Source organism: Segatella copri (assembly GCF_051861805.1).
In the GTDB taxonomy this organism is placed as follows: domain Bacteria; phylum Bacteroidota; class Bacteroidia; order Bacteroidales; family Bacteroidaceae; genus Prevotella; species Prevotella copri_M.
In genome coordinates, this window is the sequence record NZ_CP146520.1 from 3,540,891 (window position 1) to 3,560,150 (window position 19,260).

Here is a 19,260-nt window from a genome sequence, read left to right on the forward strand (position 1 = left end):
GTATGAGCAACTTAAGATTTGAAGCTGTTTCAGAGGCTTCCAAGAGAAAGCCTGTTGAGGTAACCGCTCCTAGCGAGCGACCAAGTGAATTCTTCGGAAAGAAGGTATTCAACCGACAGAAGATGTACAAGTATCTCCCTGCAGATGTCTATGAGAAACTGGTAGACGTCATCGACAACGGAGCTCGTCTCGACCGTAACATCGCCAACGCCGTAGCCAAAGGCATCAAGCAGTGGGCTGACGAGAATGGCGTAACCCACTACACCCACTGGTTCCAGCCACTGACAGAAGGTACTGCCGAGAAGCACGATGCCTTCATCGAGCATGACGGCAAGGGTGGTATGATCGAGGAATTTTCAGGTAAGTTGCTCGTTCAGCAGGAGCCTGATGCTTCATCTTTTCCATCTGGCGGTATCCGCTCTACCTTCGAGGCTCGCGGTTACTCTGCATGGGATCCAACATCTCCTGTATTCATCATCGATGATACACTCTGTATCCCTACTGTCTTCATCTCTTATACAGGTGAGGCACTCGACTATAAAGCTCCATTGCTCCGTTCATTGCACGCTGTAAACGTAGCAGCCACAGAGGTTTGCCACTACTTCAACCCAGATGTCAAGAAAGTTATTTCCAATCTCGGTTGGGAGCAGGAGTACTTCCTGGTAGATGAGAGCTTGTATGCTGCACGTCCTGACCTGATGCTGACAGGCCGCACTCTGATGGGTCACGATTCTGCAAAGAACCAGCAGATGGACGACCACTACTTCGGTGCCATCCCAGAGCGTGTTCAGGCTTTCATGAAGGATTTGGAAATCCAGGCTCTTGAGCTCGGTATTCCTTGCAAGACTCGCCATAACGAGGTAGCACCAAACCAGTTTGAGTTGGCACCTATCTTCGAGGAGACCAACCTTGCCGTTGACCACAACATGCTCCTGATGAGCTTGATGAAGAAGGTGGCTCGCCATCACGGTTTCCGCGTACTTCTCCATGAGAAGCCATTCGCAGGCATCAACGGTTCCGGTAAGCACAACAACTGGAGTCTGGCTACAGATACCGGCATTCTGCTTCATGGTCCTGGCAAGACACCAGAGGATAACCTCCGTTTCGTAGTCTTCATCACAGAAACTTTGATGGGTGTATATAAGCACAATGGTTTGCTCAAGGCTTCTATCATGAGTGCAACCAATGCGCATCGTCTGGGCGCCAACGAGGCACCTCCAGCAATCATCTCTTCATTCCTCGGCAAGCAGTTGACCGACCTTCTCGAGCACATTGAGAAAGCCGACAAGAAGGATCTCTTCACCGTGGCTGGCAAGCAGGGTATGAAGCTGGATATCCCTGAGATTCCAGAGTTGATGATTGATAACACCGACCGTAACCGTACTTCACCATTCGCCTTCACCGGTAACCGTTTCGAGTTCCGTGCCGTAGGTTCTGAGGCTAACTGTGCATCAGCGATGATCGTATTGAACACAGCCGTGGCTGAGGCTTTGACCGACTTCAAGAAGCGTGTGGATGAGTTGATTGCCAAAGGTGAGGACAAGACATCTGCCATCATCGATATCGTTCGTCAGGATTTGAAGACCTGCAAGCCTATCCGTTTCGACGGTAATGGTTACTCAGATGAGTGGGTAGAGGAAGCTGCCAAGCGTGGTTTGGACTGCGAGAAGAGCTGTCCAAAGATTTTCGAGCGTTATCTCGACCCTGCATCTATCAAGATGTTCGAGGATATGGGTGTCATGAAGAAGAACGAGTTGGAAGCCCGCAACGAGGTGAAATGGGAGACCTACACCAAGAAGATTCAGATTGAGGCTCGTGTAATGGGCGACTTGAGCATGAATCACATCATCCCTGTGGCTACTCACTATCAGAGTCAGTTGGCCAAGAATGTGGAGAACATGATTGATATCTTCGGTGACGAGGAAGGCAAGAAGTTGACTGCCCGCAACATCAATATCATCAAGAAGATTGCCGAGCGCACTCAGATTATCGAGACCGGTGTTGAGGAGTTGGTTAATGCCCGCAAGGTAGCCAACAAGATTGAGAATGAACACGATAAGGCGATAGCTTATCATGATACAGTAGCTCCAAAGATGGAGGAGATCCGTTATCAGATAGACAAGTTGGAGTTGGCTGTAGCCGATGAGCTCTGGACCTTGCCTAAGTATCGCGAACTCCTGTTCATCCGCTAAGGTCATTATCTTCAAATCGAAATAAAAAAAGCTCTAAAAAGGGCTACTCTTCATCAGATATAACAATTGAACGATCAATCTATTTCTTTTATTGGTTGTTTAAGTTTGCGCGGAGTGTGGTTGTGAAATCACGCTCCGCTTTTTTGGCACCCTCTGCTATATGCTCCTCATCAAAATCTGATTACACACATTTCTCCATCAACACAAAGGTGATGAAGCCAAGGAGAAGGGCGTAGGTGGCTTGCTTCTGAAAGCCATGGGCATGGGTTTCGGGAATCATCTCGTCGCTCGTTACATAAAGCATGGCACCACCGGCAAAACCCAGCATCACGGGGAGGAAGGTGGAAGAGGCTGAACCCAAACCGAAACCCAAAAGAATGCCTGCCACTTCGAGCAGGGCGATGAAGATGGAAATGAAGAAGGTGCGGACTGCTGTAACACCAGCCATCATTAAGGGAGCAATGATCACCATTCCTTCGGGGATATTCTGCAGGGCGATACCGAAAGAAACACCCCACTCCGTTGCACCTTCTGATGAACAGACGCTCACACCTGCCGCCATTCCCTCTGGCAGTTTGTGCAAGGCTATCGCCATCACGAAAAGCATCACATGGCTGAGTCGGGCATTGTTGCGATGCTCCTCGGGGTCTAGTCCGGTGATATGATGAAGATGGGGAGTTACCAGATCTAGCACATTCAGAAACAAGGCTCCTGCCATCACACCGATTACTACCAGCCACCAAAGGCTGGTCTGTTCGAAGGCTGGCACTATCAGTCCCAACGTGGAAGCTGCCAGCATGATTCCGGCACAATATCCCAATACGGCATCGTTCCATTTATGGGGCAACTCCTTGACGAAGAATCCCAGAATGGCACCAATAATGGTGGCACCGCAAAGTCCGGCAGCACTTATCAATACGTTTGTCATTGCATTTTTTGTTTTTAAACTATAAAATATATCGAAGTTATCAGTAATGTATGTGAAGATGCAGATACTTGATAGAAGATAAAAAAAGCATGGACAACCTCACGGCTATCCATGCCCATCTATTTCGTATCTGATCTATTCTATATTAATGTGTATAGTCATGGTGAAATTGTTTTATTTCAACTTCTTATCATCGAAACTATTTCAACTTCTTATAACCGTAAGCTGCGTTATTGCCCAACTGCTCTTCGATGCGGATAAGCTGGTTGTACTTGGCCATACGGTCGGTACGGCTCATAGAACCCGTCTTAATCTGACCGGAGTTAGTTGCTACGGCTATATCAGCAATTGTTGTATCCTCGGTTTCACCAGAACGATGGGAAGTTACGGTGGTGTAACCATGGCGATGAGCCATCTCGATAGCATCCAGTGTCTCGGTGAGAGAACCAATCTGGTTTACCTTGATGAGGATAGAGTTAGCAGCACCCATCTTGATACCCTTCTCCAGGAACTTCACGTTGGTAACAAAGAGGTCGTCACCTACCAACTGGCAACGGTCGCCGATGGCAGCGGTCAACTTCACCCAGTTGTCCCAATCGTTCTCATCAAGACCATCCTCGATAGAATCGATAGGATATTTGGTAATCAGTTCTTCCAGGAACTTGATCTGCTCAGCAGCAGTCAGTTTCTTACCATTAGGATCCTTCTTCTTGCCATCCTTCAACTGGCGGTAATCGTAGAACCACTCACCATTCTCCTGAACGGCAAACTCGCTGGCAGCACAGTCCATGGCAATCTTCACGTCCTTACCTGGCTCATAACCGGCATCCTTGATAGCCTGGCAGATACTGTCGAGCGCATCTTCTATACCATCGAGTGCTGGAGCGAAACCACCCTCATCACCTACGGCAGTAGAAAGTCCACGGCTCTTCAGAAGCTTAGCCAAGGCATGGAACACCTCAGCACCCATACGGATGGCCTCCTTCTCGGAAGGAGCACCCACAGGACGGATCATGAACTCCTGGAAGGCGATAGGCGCATCAGAGTGAGCACCACCATTGATGATGTTCATCATAGGAACAGGAAGGGTGTAAGTATTGCAACCGCCGATGTAGCGATACAATGGGATGTGGAGATACTCAGCAGCAGCATGAGCCACAGCCAGAGAAACACCGAGGATGGCATTGGCACCCAGATTAGACTTGGTCTTGGTACCGTCGAGTTCCAACATCTTATAATCGATGGCACGCTGCTCCAAGGCAGAAAAACCTACCAAAGCCGGAGCAATCACCTGATTCACATTCTCCACGGCCTTCAAGACGCCCTTGCCGCCATAGCGGTTCTTGTCGCCATCACGAAGTTCCAAAGCCTCGTTCTCGCCAGTTGATGCACCAGAAGGAACCGATGCACGACCTACGACACCTGACTTCAATGAAACTTCAACCTCTACTGTTGGATTGCCACGAGAATCCAAGATTTCTCTTGCATGAACATTTTCAATAATCATAATACTATAATACTTTTAATTACATAAAACATTTCTTATTTCTGAGTGCAAATTTAGTTATAATCTGGCAAACTACCAAATTTCTGGCATCATAAAAAGTAGGTATTCGCCCAAAAATACCCATTTATAAGGATAATAGGCATTGAACAAAAAAGCAGATGATGTATGGCAGAACATTCACTTTCCGCCATATCATCATCTGCCCTATCATGAACAGTTGAATTATTTCAGTTCGTCTAAGTAATAACTGATTCTTCCTCCCTCGTCACCTATCTGCACATTGGCATCATACCAGGAGATAATCTGGAGCTTGTAATATCTCTCGCCATCCCATGAACGGATTACGTAGGTATGGAAAGAAGGAGTATATACTGGAGGTGGACCCGAGAAACTCATTGCCTTTTCGAGCACCGGATTGCCGCTTACCAACTGCTTGGCAGGACCGTTGTTCGGGTCGAACCAAGGGTTCTCGTTCATATCCAGTTTGTTCGCGATGCAATACTTGTTCCAGTCGTTCTGCGACATGGTGACATAGACGCTTGCTGAATCATCCACGGCGAAAGTCATGTTGTGTTCTGCCAGATAAGCATCCACCTGCGCCTTGCTCGTCCACTTGTCATATTCGCCATAGCCCAGGTCGGCAGCACCGCCCTTGCCTGGTCCGCTCGTTCCGCTGTTGGTGCGGAGCTGATAACCATTGAAGGCGAGGTCCCACTCCGTAGCAGGATAAGCCATCGTGTTGGGGTCATCCTCCATGTTCTCCATCACCATAATGCTGCTTGCCTGGCGCTTCACCGTCTTATAGGTAGACTTGCCTGTAGCTTGATTCTTGGTAAAGATGGTATCGCCGTTTGCATCACGCTCTACATCCTCGAAGATGTTCTTCTGCACACCTTCGCTCCAATACTTTACGAGCTTGGTAGTACCTTTATAATGGAAATACTCCTCTATCGGCTTGCCGTCAATAAAGGCGATGACACTCTGGTTAGGATTCAGCACATTATAGCGATGGCCCGTCTTCAGGTCAAAATAGAGCCAGTCGTTGGTAACACCCGTGCTATAACCTGTTTTTCGGGGCAAGGTATGACCTGTGAAGTCCTCAGCCTCATAAGATACGCAGCTCGTCATTGCGGCTGCCACACCTATTATATATAGTAATGCTTTCTTCATTATTTCTTCTTTCTAAATGCTTTTACCAATTCATCTACCAACACTTCCACCTGCACATGCGCCTTGGCTCCTGCCGTGGCTGGCACGTTAAACATGGTGATGCCCGAACCCAGGGTCTTTGGCACATAGTTAAAGATGTTATCCACACCCACCGTTACCTTCACCTTATTATAGAAGGTCTGAATCACCGACAGGTTGCACAATACATACTGTGGCAACTGGCAGCGGAAGTAGGCATCGTGGCTCTCACCGTTTACAGAGAGTCGGTCCTGCACATCAAACTTTTTCTCACCCATGTAGCTTGCCGAGAAGGTGGCGCCCAGGCGGTAGTTCTTCTTGTTGTACTTATAGTCGAGGCTCGCCGTAGCAGCATGAGGCGAAGTGGTGTTCACCTGGATGCCATCCGTCTTGCTCACGTTCACGTAGCTGTAGGTGGCATTCATCGTGAAGTGGTTGAGGAAGTGCCAGCGCATGATGGCCTCCAGTCCGATGAGGTTCTGCTTCGACAGATTAGTATATTCGAAATTGTACTGCATGTCGTAGATGCGCCATACGCCCTCTATCTTCTTGCGGAAGAAGTTGCCATACACATTGCCCGAGATGAAGAAGTTATCGTTCGAGTACTCTGTGCCCAGGCTCACGTAGTTGTTCTTCTCAGGCTTCAGGTCCTCGTTACCCTTGATCATGAACATGCCGAGGTGGTCCCAGTTGAAGAACAGCTCCTTGATGCTTGGCGAACGATAGCCCATCGAGTAGTTGGCTCTCCATGCCCAGTGATCCGAAGGACTCCACTTGAAGGCAATCTTAGGCATCGCCATCAGTCCGAAGGCACGGCTGAAGTTGGTTCTCACACCTGCCGAAACCATCCAGTGGTCGTTCATCGTCCACTCGTCCTGCAGGAAAGCCTCCGTTTCCTTCAGCGAACGGGTGCGCATGATATGGGAGGCATCACCGTTGAATCGGTCGCTCGTCAGGTCATCGCTCAGGTGCTCGATACCGAGGATGAGGTCGTGGCCCTCGAACTTCTGCGAGGTGATGGAGAGGCGAGGCTGGAAGATACGGCTCTTATACACTTTGGTACGCTCGTCGATACGCTCATGTCGCTTGAAGCGGTCGTAGAAGTCGCCATGAAGGGAGGCGGTAATCTTGAACCAATCCTTGAAGGAGTACTTCACCTTCATGCCTGCCGTCCAGTCACGAGCCTGGCTGAAGGTCATATCCTGTATCAAGTCGTAGGTGTTCATGTAGAACGCACTACCGTAGGCAAGCAACTCCAAGTTCTTGAATGGGTCGTAGAATACCTTTTGCGATACCGAGATATGCTCCGTGCCCTCGATGCCCATTGGCGGACGGGAAGCCACGCTGGTAATGGTCACGTCGTGGTCGAGCCAAGGGTTCGCCTCTTGGGTATAGACCTTCTTGTCGTTCTCCGCCTGGTACATGTAGAAGGCATCACTCGAAGAATACCACACATCCGTCTGCGAAGTTACCTTGCCTGCATTGAATCCTGCCGACACCCAGCTCTGCAGGTTCGGGCGGTCGGCGTTCTTCTCAAACATATACAGGAAATCCTTTTGGGATGGATTCTTGTAGTTGGTTTCGTTCATCTGTCCCCAGCGCACACCAGCCTGAATGTCGATAGGCTTGGTAGTTTTCTTGGTGATGAGGTTGATGACGGCACCCGATGCACGACTGCCATAGAGGGTACTGCTGGCACCCTTCACGATTTCGATGCGGTCGATGGCATGGAGGTTGAAACGCTCATAGTCGAGGTTGCCTGCCATGTCGCCCGTCAATCGCTCACCATCCTGCAGGAAGAGCACGTGGCGGGCATCCAAGCCCTGCATGGAGATTTCGTTGCCGAAACCCACCTTCTGGATGTTCATACCCGGAGTCTCCTGCTGCAGTGCCTTGGTCAAGTCGGCATAGCCTGCATCTACCAGTTCCTTACCGCCGAGCACCTGCGTGCTCACTGGCGAGAGCTTGATAGGTCGGGCGGTACGGGAACCAGTAACCACCACCTCATTCACCTTCATCACGTCCTCGGTCATGAAGAGCTTGAGGGAGCTGTCGCTTCCGATGGTTCCCTTCAGCGGGTTGTAGCCCACGGATACCACCTGGTAATAACACTTGCCACTCTGAGGCACCGAGATGGTAGCCTCACCATCCATGTTGGTAACAACACGCTGTGGCGACTTCAATTTCTCGTTGTCGGCGTAGGTGATGACTGCGCCGATGATTGGCTGCTCAGTGGCTTTGTCGAAGATACCGAACTTCACCTTTCGCTGTGCTGCGACAGGGAGGGCGAGTATCAGCAGCAAGCCGATAAGCATTACATTTCTAATTGTCTTCATTTATATTGCTATTCTATTTTTTCCAATTTCTTACACGATTTCAGCCTCGCTATGGCTTGTTTCTCTTCCCTTCATTTTTTACTTGCAAAGGAAAGAGAGACATGTCTGGGCATATCTCTCTTTCCTTAATTATATGAACAACTTTAAAGTTATCCTTGACCATTATCTTTCTTCCACTGTGCAAGATCTTTTTCATATTGATCAAACTCGGCTTTAAAATTGTTAAGGCGACTTTTGTCAATAGTTTGTTGGAATGTTTCTGTACGTACATTCATCATATTATAGTTCACTATAAACTCAATCTGATTTGTCAATACATTCAGATAACCATCGACAGATGCTCCACTTCCTGTTTGGCAATCATTTGGATCATCACCATTAGTGGTAACATTGCCATCTTTACCTTGGAATTTAATCCAACCAGCCTCCGGTCTTTCATCCTTATCCCATGAATTCAAGTTCATAAATTTGGTATTACACTTGAATGTTACGGCAAAAGGCATTGAACCTACAGTAAAATCAACCAATGAGAGGCTCATTGTTCCATCTTCTTTCCAAGTAAAATTAAATTTAGTTGGACATCCATTTGCTAAATGGGTCTTGTCAACTCCACTCATGGTTGCTTTTGTAGAAAGAACAATGTCACCATTGAGTATATCTTTTGCTTTTGTCACATATTCTTCAGTAGGTGCTTCTTTGTTCAAATCATCATCACTGCTACATGAAGAAGCTAGCATTGTAAAAGATGCTAAAAATATTAGTGTTAAACTCTTTATCCAGCTCATAAGAATTGTTACTAAATATATTAATTATCGAACTTTCCAACGTGCAGCTTTATTTTTCTTTGTAGCCATCATTGTTGCTCTTGTTAGCTTTGGCGAATCTGTATCCTTATTGTATTTGTTAATAAAGTCAACAGTAGAACTTAAGGCATATGTCTTTACTGAGCAAGCAAATGAAGATGTTCCTATAACAGAGTGAAACTGTGTTAGATTTGGATAGACTAAATTAAACTCATCAGGCAAATCTCCTACGACAAAAGCATCAATCTTTGCAAACTTTGATAAATCCAACTTTTCTATCTTCGGGAGATATTCTATATCTAAAGTTGAAGCATGAAGCTGTTCTGTGTTAGGGAAGACTATACTTTTCAAGTCCGAGCAATCAGCTACAGTAAGTACACTGCCAGTCATTGCATCTTCCTCTGCGGCAATCCCTCGTTGCCCCCAAATTGTATTTTTAGACAAGTCAAGAGTTTCCATACCTTCTATACCTATTAATTTTATATAGTATAGTTGAGTTGCATTCGTAACATTGACTTCTCCCAAGTTTAGATTCTGAAGATTTAATAATGTCAATGAATTTCCCAATGTCATCTTTGGCATTACCATATTTGTATTAGGGGCAATATACAAATTTGTACCTTCCCAATATGGATTATCTATAATATATTGCAAACCTTCAAGAGTTGACATTTCATCAATGTTCAAATTTGCTTGCTGAAAGAAATAAGAAGTAATATAAATATTATTTATCTTTTGTTCATTATTCAATCTTTTACTCAAATCAATTTTCTCCCCATCAAATAAGCCTGAAAAAGTTGTCTCTTGATTAAGATATGCTCTAAGTGTTGCATCTGGTATTTCTCTCAAAGTATTGTACTTTTCAGATACACCATTTTCATTCTGCATCTTAATATCCATAGTGCCTCCATCAATAGCAGGCTTGTTTTGACGATAGAAACGCACAAGTTGAGCCATATTGTATTTGGCTTCCTTTGGCAAATAAAGTTTGGTGATATTATGAAGGTTCTCCACTGTCTCATCGCCATTTTCCTCTACTGTTACCTTTACGAGGTTATCGTAGTTGTAAATGTCGTTATTTGTGAGGTCAATGCCTGTAATCTGAGCAGGGAGAACTGAAAAGTCGAAAGTCTCACCATATCCATTGCTGCTAAGGTTCAACTCTTTCAAATTAGGAAAAACAGAAAGTTCCTTCAAGGCAGCGGTATCAACCTTTGTGCCTGAAAGGTCGAGTGAAGTAGTGCTGGTTGCTTTGTCGTCAAGGAGCATTTTGCCATTTTCATCAAACTGGTATCCCTTACCCTTGAGGATAGTCATCAACTCAGAGTTGCTTACAGCCACATTGCTGTAAGAAGGTGCATCGTCGTCAGGGTCGCAAGAAGCGAAGCCGAGGCAGAGTGCCAGGGCAGCGAGACCGATGAAATTCTTAAAAATCTTCATTGTTTTTTAAACTTTTAAAATGTTTATAATTAAAATTAAATACTATCTTGAATTAGGCTGCAAAGGTACATATTTCTAAGAAGGTATGCAATACCTAAAAATTATGAAATACGTCATCCTCATTTATGGGGATTTAAAAGGCAAAAATCATGTTTTTCATGCTATTCTTCACAAATTCTAGGTATTTTAAAAAGAGGAGGGTGTGTCTTGGACTTTTGACACACCCTCCTCTTGTCGTTTATGGGATCATCTCAAAACTAATCACATGCAGCTGATTGCTGCTTACATGCAGCTCGTTACGCCGAGCGAGGTAGCGATGGCCGTCAGGATGCTGATGGCTATCTGAATCACCATTTTCCAGGTTTCCTTTTTCATCATCTTTTTGTTTTTAGGCACGGATTACACGGATTACACGGATTTTTTCATGAGGCTATAATCGTTTTATTTACATTAGCGGCATAAATCCGTGTAATCCGTGTAATCCGTGCCTTATCTATACACCCTCCTATAGGCTAGAGAGTAATTTGCACGTTGTCGCCGTTAGAACCGGCGTCGGTATTGCCCTTGTCCTCTCCGGTGTTGCCGCCAGAAGTACCCGCGTCACCCTTGTTGTCACCCTCGGTGCCGGTGGTTCCGCTTCCGCCGTTGCCATCATCGCCACCATCAGGGTCGATAGGCAGGTTGAGGTCAACGTTGGTCTTGCCCTCTCTGATGGCCTTGAGCACGGCAGCCTGAGCGCTGCGGCTAGCCACGAGGTTGAACTCGGCGTCGTCTATCAGGTTCTTGAACTCCTTGCCAGGCTCCCACTGAACCTTCACCTGGGTGATGTTCTGCGCCGTAAACTTGTCGGCAGTCTCTGCGCCCTTGGAGCCGAGCAGGAGAGAGAAATCGCCCAAATCTCCCAGACGAATCTTCTTACCCTCGAGCAGCATCTCTCTCATGCAATCTACAGCCATGTAGAGGATGGCGCTGATGTCAGCTCTAGAATACACACTGCCGTGAGAAGTGATGTGCTTGGCAAACTTCTCGATGGTCATCACATCGGTGTACTGCGAGATGGCGAACGCATTCTGCTTCTCGGTCTTCACGATATCGAGGTCCTTCTGGTCAGGATTCTTACCCTCCTGCTTAGCCTGGTTGATGCGTGACTTTGCCTGGTTAATCTCCAAAAGGTTTGCGTTCACGCTGCGCATTACGATGCTGTAGTTAATCATACTCGTTTTGTTTTTAATGAGTTCGTTAAAATCACAACTACCCAGAAAGCCCCATTTCCTGTGCTTTTTCTGGTCTTAATAGATGACCGGCGCCTGCCATCATTTAAGACCCGCTGCGGTCTTCTATGATGACCGCCCTGAGGCACAAAAGGCTGTTCTTTCGATTGCCGGTGCAAAGATACGAAGATTTTTGGTATCCGACAAATTTAGGCATGTGATAAGGGTCGATTTTCAGCAGCTTACGATTTTGAAACGTATTCAGTATTCAGTATTCAGTTTTTTTCGCTGTTGTTTTCATCCTCTGTATAGATAGTATATTATATATTATATATATATATTAATATATAATATAAAATAATTACTTATAATCTGTAACCACAAAAAGGGTAACTATCGCGAAAAAAACTGAATACTGAATACTGAACACCCCTTTAGGTGTCATACGCCCTGAGGTATAACGGCAGTCATCAAGTACCGTACAACGAGTGAAGCGATTACTAAAAGTACAATCATAGCAATAAAACTATTAACATAAAGCTCTAAAGCAGCCAAAGGAGAATAAGAGAGATTGGAACGTAAACAGTTGGGAATGAGTAGATTTGCACAAATTTGCCAAATCGGCATAAAGCAAGCGAGTGAGGAATATTGAAGTAGTTCAGTTACTAAATCGTGAGCCACAGTTACCTATGCAAAGCAGGTAACAATGCGGAAAGGCAACTTTGTGCATCAACGGATTTTATTGCACTGATTCTCAATGTTTTGCGTATCAAGGAACGCTTACAAAATGATTATATTTGCACACTCAAAATGTAAGCGTTATGAAAATCGAAAAATTCAAGGTGTTGCTCTACCTAAAAAAGAGCGGAATGGACAAGAATGGAAAAGCTCCCATCATGGGACGCATCACGGTGAACAGGACTATGGCGCAGTTCTCCTGCAAGTTGTCTTGCACTCCATCGCTTTGGAATCCTCGTGCCAGCCGATTGGAGGGCAAGAGCAAGGAAGCCGTGGAGACCAACAAGGATATCGAGCAGTTGTTGCTTTCCATCCAAAAGGCTTTCGATGTGCTTGTGGAAAAGAGAACGGACTTCGAGGCTAAGGATGTCAAGGAGGCTTTGCAGGGCAGCGTCAAGACACAGACCACCCTTCTCTCCTTCGTGGACGAGCATATCAGTGAACTCAGCACCCATGAGGGCATCGATATGTCGAAGAGCAGTGTCTGGACTTACAGAAAGATTCGCAAGAATCTCGCTGAGTTCATCGGGGAGAAGTATAGGTTGACTGATTTGGCTTTCGGACAGCTGACCGAGCCTTTCATCAGTGACTTTCACCATTACCTGCTTGACGAGAAAGGCTTTTCATCAGGAACCATCACCATCTATGTGTCGCTCTTCAAGAAGATGTGCCGCATCGCCTTTGAGGACATAGACGAGAATTTCGGGGAGGAATACAAGCTGTTCCTGAAACGAGACCAGGGACGCATAGACAGCTACGTGAACCATTGCCTTCTCTGGCTGAACATGTTGATGTACAAGGCAGTGGACAGGAGCATTATCCGCTTCAATCCCATAGCCAAGATAGGGTATGAGAAGAAGGCAGCCCCGAAGATGACCCATATCAGCAAGGCAGACTTCGTCAAGATGCTCTCTACCCCGATGGCTGACGAGCGAACGGAGCTTGCACGCAGATGTTTCATTTTTGCCTCGCTCACCTCCTTATCCTATATAGATGTAAAGAAACTGTACCCTCACCATATCAGTGAGAACTCCGAGGGTAGGAAGTTCATCCGCAAGGAAAGAGAGAAGACAGGCGTGGAGTTCTTCGTGCCACTCCATCCGATAGCCGAGAAGATTCTTTCGCTCTACAATACCACGGACGACAGCAAGCCTGTTTTTCCACTGGGTGAGAAGAAAGACATCTATCTTGATGTGCATACCCTTGGAATGGTGCTTGGCATAAGTAATAAGTTGGGATTCCACGCCAGCCGCCATACATTCGGAGTCTTGATGCTCAACGAGGACATTCCCATCGGCAGCATAGCCAAGATGATGGGACACGCAGACATTACAAGCACACAGGTCTATGCGCAGGTGACGGAGCAGAAGATTTCAAATGACATGGATAAGCTTATTGCCAAGCGAGAAAGGAACAGATTGTCGAACGAAAAAACTATTGGAAAATGAACAGAGGAGTTATAACTATCAGCGAGAGCGGAACGGTATCCATGCCGACCGATACTGTATGGATGACCATGCAGGAGATTGCCGACATGGGACTTTTTGCTCCAGCCAATGCTCAGACCTTTGAGCCATTCCCAGAGGATGAATCAGTCAAGAAGAAAAAGAAGAAACGCAGAAGAGGCTTTAGCCTTTGATGCAAGTTAAAACCATTCAAACAACAAAAGAAAGATGAAAGAAGAACTATTGGATGTGCTCTTGATGCTTCGCACCAAGGCTTCCGCCGATACGAACTCAGTATAAACCATGGCAGCTCCGAATCGCTTGCAGAGCATGCGAAAGCCAATATCCGTTACGTCTTCCATCGGAGCGAGGAAGAGGGGCTGAGGCCCAAATTCTATATTACCTATTTTCATCTGAATCTTTCTGTTCTGTTTTTGCGGCTGCAAAGTTACATCTTTTTTTTGAGATTACCAAGCATCACCTTGAATGATGATGTTTTGCAAGTGTTGTTTTTTAAAAATCACGCTTTTTAGGTATTGCATCGTATCGGTAAGTTTTGTACCTTTGCAAAAAAAATAGATATGTGCAATTTTATGCTTAGACGCAATTCTCTAGGGCTAGTTGCGCCATAATATTATAGCTCTATAAATTATAATAAAAATGAAAAAAAAGTTAAGTTTGTTATTCCTAGTTTTGGGATTAGTTTTGTTTTTCTCATGTACGGATGATGATCCAGCCCTTGTAGGTAAAGGGGAAATAATGGAAATATCGGCAGAAAATGCCACGTTGGATAATTCTAAAGGTGAAGCAACTCTGTACATAGATGTTCCTGCGGCAGAAAGCACGTTTAGTTTGAAAGTTACTAATTATGATGATTGGTGGATACATTCGTTTTCTGTAAAAGAACTGTCGAGTAATAGTTATGTATTAGTCCCTAAAATAGACAATAAAAAAGTATCTTATAAAGATTGGTTCAATGCTATGGTTGCTTCCAATCAACTTAAATGTACTATTTCGGAGAATATATCTTCTGTACCTCGTACCATAAAAATGGAAATGACAGTAGGAGATGTTTTTGAGACAATTTATATAGTCCAAGCTGCTCCAAGTAAGTAAATTTGAAATAAAAGGGATGAGAAAGACTAATTGTGCCTTTCTCATCCCTTTATTTTTTACTTCAAAATATAAGAAACGCCTGTTTTGTTTCTATACTATCGGCAGACTTATTCCGTTGATCTTCTGATAAATATCTAAGGCATAGATATCCGTCATGCCGCTGATGTAATCCAATACTGCCATGATTCGCTCTTCCAGACTTTCGTTCTCGATATCGTACTGGCTGCTTACCCGGCGCAGAAGCTGCTTGGAGTAGAAACGGGACGGGTTGACGGCGGCATCGATGAATACCTCCATCAGCGTAGCCATGATCTTGTAACCCGAAAGCTCGATGTCGAGAACGGGCTTGCTGGCATAAATCTTCTTTCTCGAAACCTGGGTGCAGGTGATGTAGGCATTGCGTTCGTGCTCCGAGATGTGGTCGATGAGGGCTCCCTCGAAGGTACCGGCAAGAATCTCTTCCTCGTAGTCGAGGAATGCCTTTACGCATTCGTTCTCCAGTTTGCCTATTACGCAGGCTCTCTCTTCTATCACCAGCCCTCTGTTCTGGAGCAAGGCAACCTGTTCATCTACGTTTATCGGTTGTTTGTCGTAATCCATATACCCTTTATAAAAAGCGAAGTCCCACCGTGGTACGCATCGTTGAGAGGCGTGGTGGGATTTGTTGCTGCAAAATACTCTTTTTTATTGGAAACTCCAAATATTTTCTTCAAAATCTGCTTGTCAAATATGGATTTTAACGTAAAAAGTTCTAATTTCCAAGTTTTTCTCCTTGTAAGCTATGCGAGATTTAGAAAAATATCGTATCTTTGTCCCCGAATTAAGGCGTTCTTTGCATATTGCAAAATACAGAAACGAGCAGAAGTCCGCTCGTTTCCATATTGTTACCTATATAATATAGGCAAACGCCCAACTTCTTGATTTTCAATCAAAGTCCAATTTAGAGCGAGTTAGATTTATTAATTTTACGTTCTTTTCAAAAAGGGGTTGTGCAATAGTGGCTTAAAGGTTAAAAGCACTACCTTTGTAAATAATATCAAAACAGAGTATAATGGAAGAAAACAATATAACAGTAGATAAAGCTGTCCAAACCATAAAAGGGGCAATTTTGCGAGCTCAAGCACAGGCGAGCCAGTCAAGTAATGCCATACAGTTGTCTTTATATTATGGTATAGGGCGTTATGTGTCTATCAATTTACAGCAAGCACATTGGGGCGCAAAAGCTCTTGATACTATTAGTGAGAGATTGCAGCGTGAATTGCCAGGATTAAGAGGCTTTTCTTCAGGCAACTTGAAAAAAATGCGTATCTTCTATGAGGAATGGCAATGCCTTTCAATTGGTTCGCCATTGGCGAACCAATTACAACAGCTTGAAAATAAGATAGAAGAAGGTGTTGAAATAGGAGAAAAATATGCCTAACAATTTTCCGAAAGCGATACCAGACATTAAGCAATCAATGAAAACCATATCAATGTTTTTAAGGAGTAAGGCTATAATGTTCTTACTCCTTTTTTCATTTGTACAACGAGTGAAGCGATTAATAAAAGTACAATCACCGCAATAATACTATTATTTTTTCGTTCTTTTCAAAAAACGGGTTGTGCAATAGTGGCTTAAAGACTAAAAGCACTACCTTTACATACAATAATAAGTAACAACACGTTTAAGGTCACAATTTGTGACCTTAAAAATAAAGATAGAAATATGGCAGATAATATAGAACATTAAGATAAAGGAGAACTGGTCACAAATTGTGACCGGTTCAATAGTTTGAAGCACTCAACAGTTCGCTCATCAGCAGTGTAGAGCACTGCACCTACCATTCATATTCCATAAAAGTAACAGGGAGAAGTGATGCTGCAAGAATGCTCACTTTTCCCTATTTTTTTTCAAAAATCTAAAAATCAGAAAAATAATCGTACTCATTTTACGAATTAAGGAATCGTAGTACACGCCTCTATTTCGCTCCTTTTTTATAACTTCACGCTCGAATTAAAAAAAAGAAGTTATGGCAAGAGGACGTAGTTACATGAATTCATATGCCGACGGCTATATGAGAGGAAAGGTTGTCAAGGAAGTGGGAGCACTCCTTGAACACATGATAGTGGAGGAAATCACAACCCCCACAATAATAAATTTGGAGTTTGGCTCTGCTTACGATACCATCAGAAAACTTAGGCAGCAAGAAACCTCAATATCTTTTGAGATTATCAGACAATTCTGCTACGTCATTGGCTACTATCTTTACCAAGAAATAGAGGCAGTGGAGAATTACAAGAAAAATGTAAGAGAAAGGGAATCCAGACTTGCCATGCTGTATGAGATGAAAGAAAAATATAAGAAAATTTACGGAATGCAAGCCACTGTGGTTCTCAACCTCATGCATCAGGGAAAGGATTTGCTGGCTTTTATGAAGTGAGTATAAGTGTGATTTTCCGCCCCACTATGTGCTGGTTAACTCATTTTGGGGCTAATTACTAATCTATAAAATAAATACAAAAAAAAGAAAGTAAAATCTGATGAATTCGGAGACTACTTGTCCCCTAAGGGTGTATGCCCTTATAGCTCTCCTGGCATTTGCTTGTACCAGCATAATTGTTAGCGCAAACAGATTCTGACGTCCTCTACTAAGAAACGAGCGACAAAGAACTTAATTACTAACCATTATAAATTTAAGAAATATGGGTAGATTTATAATCAAGCTCGTTCGCTTGATACTGAAGTATGGGCGATTCAGCCTTGTTAGCGTGGTCATTCAATTGAATGGGAACAGCAAGTATATTGAGTATATGAACAACGAATTTAAGGAGGAGAAGCCATGCTTGGAGAAGGAAGAACCATAAATGTATCAGGTAATGCCTGTTATATTGAGTATGTGGAGAATTGCTATATGAATGGTAACGCCCAAAAGAAGAACGATGATGATCCTGCGGCACGCATGACGGATGAACTGAAGGGAGAGAAGGGACAGGTAATCTTGAAGAATCTGCAGATGCATGGGGTACTCGACGAGAACTTCTACCCTCTGGAGTTGTCCAACTCAGAGTCTGCGGTGCTTGCCTATCAGATAGCCATAGCGCTGGATATCAAGGAGATGTGGAAAGTATTCTCTGACCTTTGGAATATTTCTCCCAATGCCCTGAGAGCTGCTTATAATAGAGGTATGGAGCAGAAGAAGACGATAAAATTCCTGGATGAAATAACCCCTTTGCTGAAAGTATAGTACTAGTACGCGTACATAGTACGTACTAGGTAAATATAAAAAAATCACCGTATCTTTGCACCCGTAATCAGACAAGTAAAGTCTGGTTGCGGGCGTTTTTTGTTTATAGGAATCCGGTACCGTTCCTGAAACTGAAATCTGGCGAATATCTCGCAGCCCAACCCTTTAATATGATATATTGATATGGCAGAAAATGCTTATGTGTTTTTTCATCCGCAGTATGGCGGATTGAGAGTGGTGAACAACGACGTGGGGTTGTTCTTTTGCCTTGAGGACCTGGTTGCCATCACTGATATCGGCAGAGATGCATTGTTCCCGGTATTAGCTGACACGGAGGGGAAAGTGGTCGAAATGTATGTGGAAGTGCATATAAAAAAGGTGCCGAAGGATTTTACGCATCGTTTGTTTTTCGGTGAATTCTTTGGCAATGCTGACAAGGTGGAACGAAAAAGTAAAATAGCTTGGAGAAATATGATATTCGTTGACTCTCAGGTGGTGAGAGATATGACGATAGGCTGTTCGAAAGATCCGGAGCGTAAGTTGTTTTACAAGTGGGTCAAGGATTTTATCCAGCCTGTGATGGAGGACGAGGACAGATGTTGGCGTTATGAATGTGTCATGATGAAAAGAGTCTGTTATGACCCTCTAGACAAGCCGATGGACATCCGATATGCTGCCGACGGCCTGTATATCAACGATATGAGAATCAACTGACATTATTCATCTTATAAACAAGAGATTACAATCATGAAACAAGTAGCAAAGAAGCAGCTCCTCAACGCCCAGAAGGTGGACGGAGCCATCATCAGTGAGGAAAACGGTGCCATCGCCTTCCGCAAGGCACCATGGAACGATAGTGAGGTTATTTGCGAACAGCCTAAGGTGATACCGGGCAGAATGGTATGCTCAGGCGAGAATAGAGGTGACATGTTCGACTTCAAGCCTTACGAGCGTACGGGTGAGAAGGTATTCGAGGAGATCTTCAAGACCAATCACGCCGTGGTGCGCACTACCAAGCGTTCGGTGCAGGTGAACTATACCTTCAGTAGAGACCTGGACAAGCAGGACATGCTGCGCTATCTCAAGGCAGAGCACAAGGAACTGCTTGCCGGATTCAAGGAGAAATTATAAT

General features: G+C 44.6%; 18 protein-coding genes and 2 pseudogenes. 10 read left to right on the plus strand and 10 right to left on the minus strand.

Features of this window, described 5'->3' with window-relative positions:
• Positions 1 to 2 precede the first annotated feature (2 nt).
• Positions 3 to 2,192 carry a glutamine synthetase III family protein gene (locus tag V8Z93_RS14025; protein WP_118116350.1) on the plus strand — a complete coding sequence of 730 codons (2,190 nt, stop codon included), beginning with the start codon at positions 3 to 5 and terminating at the stop codon, positions 2,190 to 2,192.
• A gap of 181 nt (positions 2,193 to 2,373) precedes the next feature.
• On the opposite strand, the gene V8Z93_RS14030 is transcribed toward V8Z93_RS14025, so the two are convergent.
• The 8 genes from V8Z93_RS14030 to V8Z93_RS14065 form a co-directional block, all read right to left on the minus strand.
• Positions 2,374 to 3,120 carry a ZIP family metal transporter gene (locus tag V8Z93_RS14030; protein ID WP_439431891.1) on the minus strand — a complete coding sequence of 249 codons (747 nt, stop codon included), beginning with the start codon at positions 3,118 to 3,120 and terminating at the stop codon, positions 2,374 to 2,376.
• 199 nt (positions 3,121 to 3,319) lie between these two features.
• Positions 3,320 to 4,627 carry a phosphopyruvate hydratase gene (gene eno, locus V8Z93_RS14035; protein ID WP_119229179.1) on the minus strand — a complete coding sequence of 436 codons (1,308 nt, stop codon included), beginning with the start codon at positions 4,625 to 4,627 and terminating at the stop codon, positions 3,320 to 3,322.
• Positions 4,628 to 4,849: 222 nt separating this feature from the next.
• Positions 4,850 to 5,797, minus strand: a complete 948-nt coding sequence (locus V8Z93_RS14040; protein ID WP_439431892.1) for an HmuY family protein — start codon at positions 5,795 to 5,797, stop codon at positions 4,850 to 4,852.
• Positions 5,797 to 8,151, minus strand: a complete 2,355-nt coding sequence (locus V8Z93_RS14045) for a TonB-dependent receptor (RefSeq protein ID WP_439431893.1) — start codon at positions 8,149 to 8,151, stop codon at positions 5,797 to 5,799. The genes V8Z93_RS14040 and V8Z93_RS14045 overlap by 1 nt, the downstream gene beginning before the upstream one ends.
• Before the next feature lie 149 nt (positions 8,152 to 8,300).
• Positions 8,301 to 8,936 carry a DUF4903 family protein gene (locus tag V8Z93_RS14050; RefSeq protein WP_439431894.1) on the minus strand — a complete coding sequence of 212 codons (636 nt, stop codon included), beginning with the start codon at positions 8,934 to 8,936 and terminating at the stop codon, positions 8,301 to 8,303.
• Positions 8,937 to 8,960: 24 nt separating this feature from the next.
• Positions 8,961 to 10,394 carry a hypothetical protein gene (locus V8Z93_RS14055; protein ID WP_439431895.1) on the minus strand — a complete coding sequence of 478 codons (1,434 nt, stop codon included), beginning with the start codon at positions 10,392 to 10,394 and terminating at the stop codon, positions 8,961 to 8,963.
• 282 nt (positions 10,395 to 10,676) lie between these two features.
• Entirely contained in the window at positions 10,677 to 10,772 is a 96-nt protein-coding gene (locus V8Z93_RS14060; RefSeq protein WP_238405158.1) for a smalltalk protein, read from the minus strand.
• A gap of 134 nt (positions 10,773 to 10,906) precedes the next feature.
• Positions 10,907 to 11,608: an HU family DNA-binding protein gene (locus V8Z93_RS14065; protein WP_439431896.1), complete on the minus strand. Its 702-nt coding sequence runs from the start codon at positions 11,606 to 11,608 to the stop codon at positions 10,907 to 10,909.
• An 818-nt stretch (positions 11,609 to 12,426) separates the two neighbouring features.
• On the opposite strand from V8Z93_RS14065, the gene V8Z93_RS14070 reads away from it, so the two are divergent.
• The gene (locus V8Z93_RS14070; protein WP_439431897.1) at positions 12,427 to 13,791 is read left to right on the plus strand and encodes a phage integrase SAM-like domain-containing protein; all 1,365 of its coding nucleotides are present in this window, start codon (positions 12,427 to 12,429) and stop codon (positions 13,789 to 13,791) included.
• Positions 13,788 to 13,982, plus strand: a complete 195-nt coding sequence (locus tag V8Z93_RS14075) for a hypothetical protein (RefSeq protein WP_439432875.1) — start codon at positions 13,788 to 13,790, stop codon at positions 13,980 to 13,982. The genes V8Z93_RS14070 and V8Z93_RS14075 overlap by 4 nt, the downstream gene beginning before the upstream one ends.
• Positions 13,983 to 14,036: 54 nt before the next feature.
• On the opposite strand, the pseudogene V8Z93_RS14080 reads toward V8Z93_RS14075, so the two are convergent.
• A pseudogene (locus V8Z93_RS14080) lies at positions 14,037 to 14,201 on the minus strand (tRNA-dihydrouridine synthase); the annotation flags it as partial.
• 247 nt (positions 14,202 to 14,448) lie between these two features.
• On the opposite strand from V8Z93_RS14080, the gene V8Z93_RS14085 reads away from it, so the two are divergent.
• Complete coding sequence (locus tag V8Z93_RS14085; RefSeq protein ID WP_439431898.1) at positions 14,449 to 14,904, plus strand: hypothetical protein; 456 nt, start codon at positions 14,449 to 14,451, stop codon at positions 14,902 to 14,904.
• Between the two features lie 90 nt (positions 14,905 to 14,994).
• Here V8Z93_RS14085 and V8Z93_RS14090 read toward each other — a convergent pair.
• Positions 14,995 to 15,438, minus strand: a pseudogene (locus V8Z93_RS14090) (dehydrogenase); the annotation flags it as partial.
• A gap of 517 nt (positions 15,439 to 15,955) precedes the next feature.
• Between V8Z93_RS14090 and V8Z93_RS14095 the strand changes: the two are divergent.
• The 6 genes from V8Z93_RS14095 (at position 15,956) to V8Z93_RS14120 (ending at position 19,259) form a co-directional block, all read left to right on the plus strand.
• A complete protein-coding gene (locus tag V8Z93_RS14095; RefSeq protein WP_022120218.1) occupies positions 15,956 to 16,324 on the plus strand; it encodes a DUF1016 N-terminal domain-containing protein in 369 nt (122 codons plus the stop codon).
• Between the two features lie 589 nt (positions 16,325 to 16,913).
• On the plus strand, positions 16,914 to 17,324 hold the full coding sequence (locus V8Z93_RS14100) for a hypothetical protein (RefSeq protein WP_439431899.1): 411 nt from the start codon (positions 16,914 to 16,916) through the stop codon (positions 17,322 to 17,324).
• A gap of 262 nt (positions 17,325 to 17,586) precedes the next feature.
• Positions 17,587 to 17,748 (plus strand): hypothetical protein, encoded by a 162-nt coding sequence (locus tag V8Z93_RS14105; RefSeq protein ID WP_439431900.1) that lies wholly within the window; start codon positions 17,587 to 17,589, stop codon positions 17,746 to 17,748.
• Positions 17,724 to 18,128: a hypothetical protein gene (locus V8Z93_RS14110; protein WP_439431901.1), complete on the plus strand. Its 405-nt coding sequence runs from the start codon at positions 17,724 to 17,726 to the stop codon at positions 18,126 to 18,128. The genes V8Z93_RS14105 and V8Z93_RS14110 overlap by 25 nt, the downstream gene beginning before the upstream one ends.
• Positions 18,129 to 18,329: 201 nt before the next feature.
• Complete coding sequence (locus V8Z93_RS14115; protein ID WP_439431902.1) at positions 18,330 to 18,842, plus strand: hypothetical protein; 513 nt, start codon at positions 18,330 to 18,332, stop codon at positions 18,840 to 18,842.
• Between the two features lie 33 nt (positions 18,843 to 18,875).
• On the plus strand, positions 18,876 to 19,259 hold the full coding sequence (locus V8Z93_RS14120) for a hypothetical protein (protein ID WP_439431903.1): 384 nt from the start codon (positions 18,876 to 18,878) through the stop codon (positions 19,257 to 19,259).
• The last annotated feature ends 1 nt before the right edge of the window (position 19,260 follow it).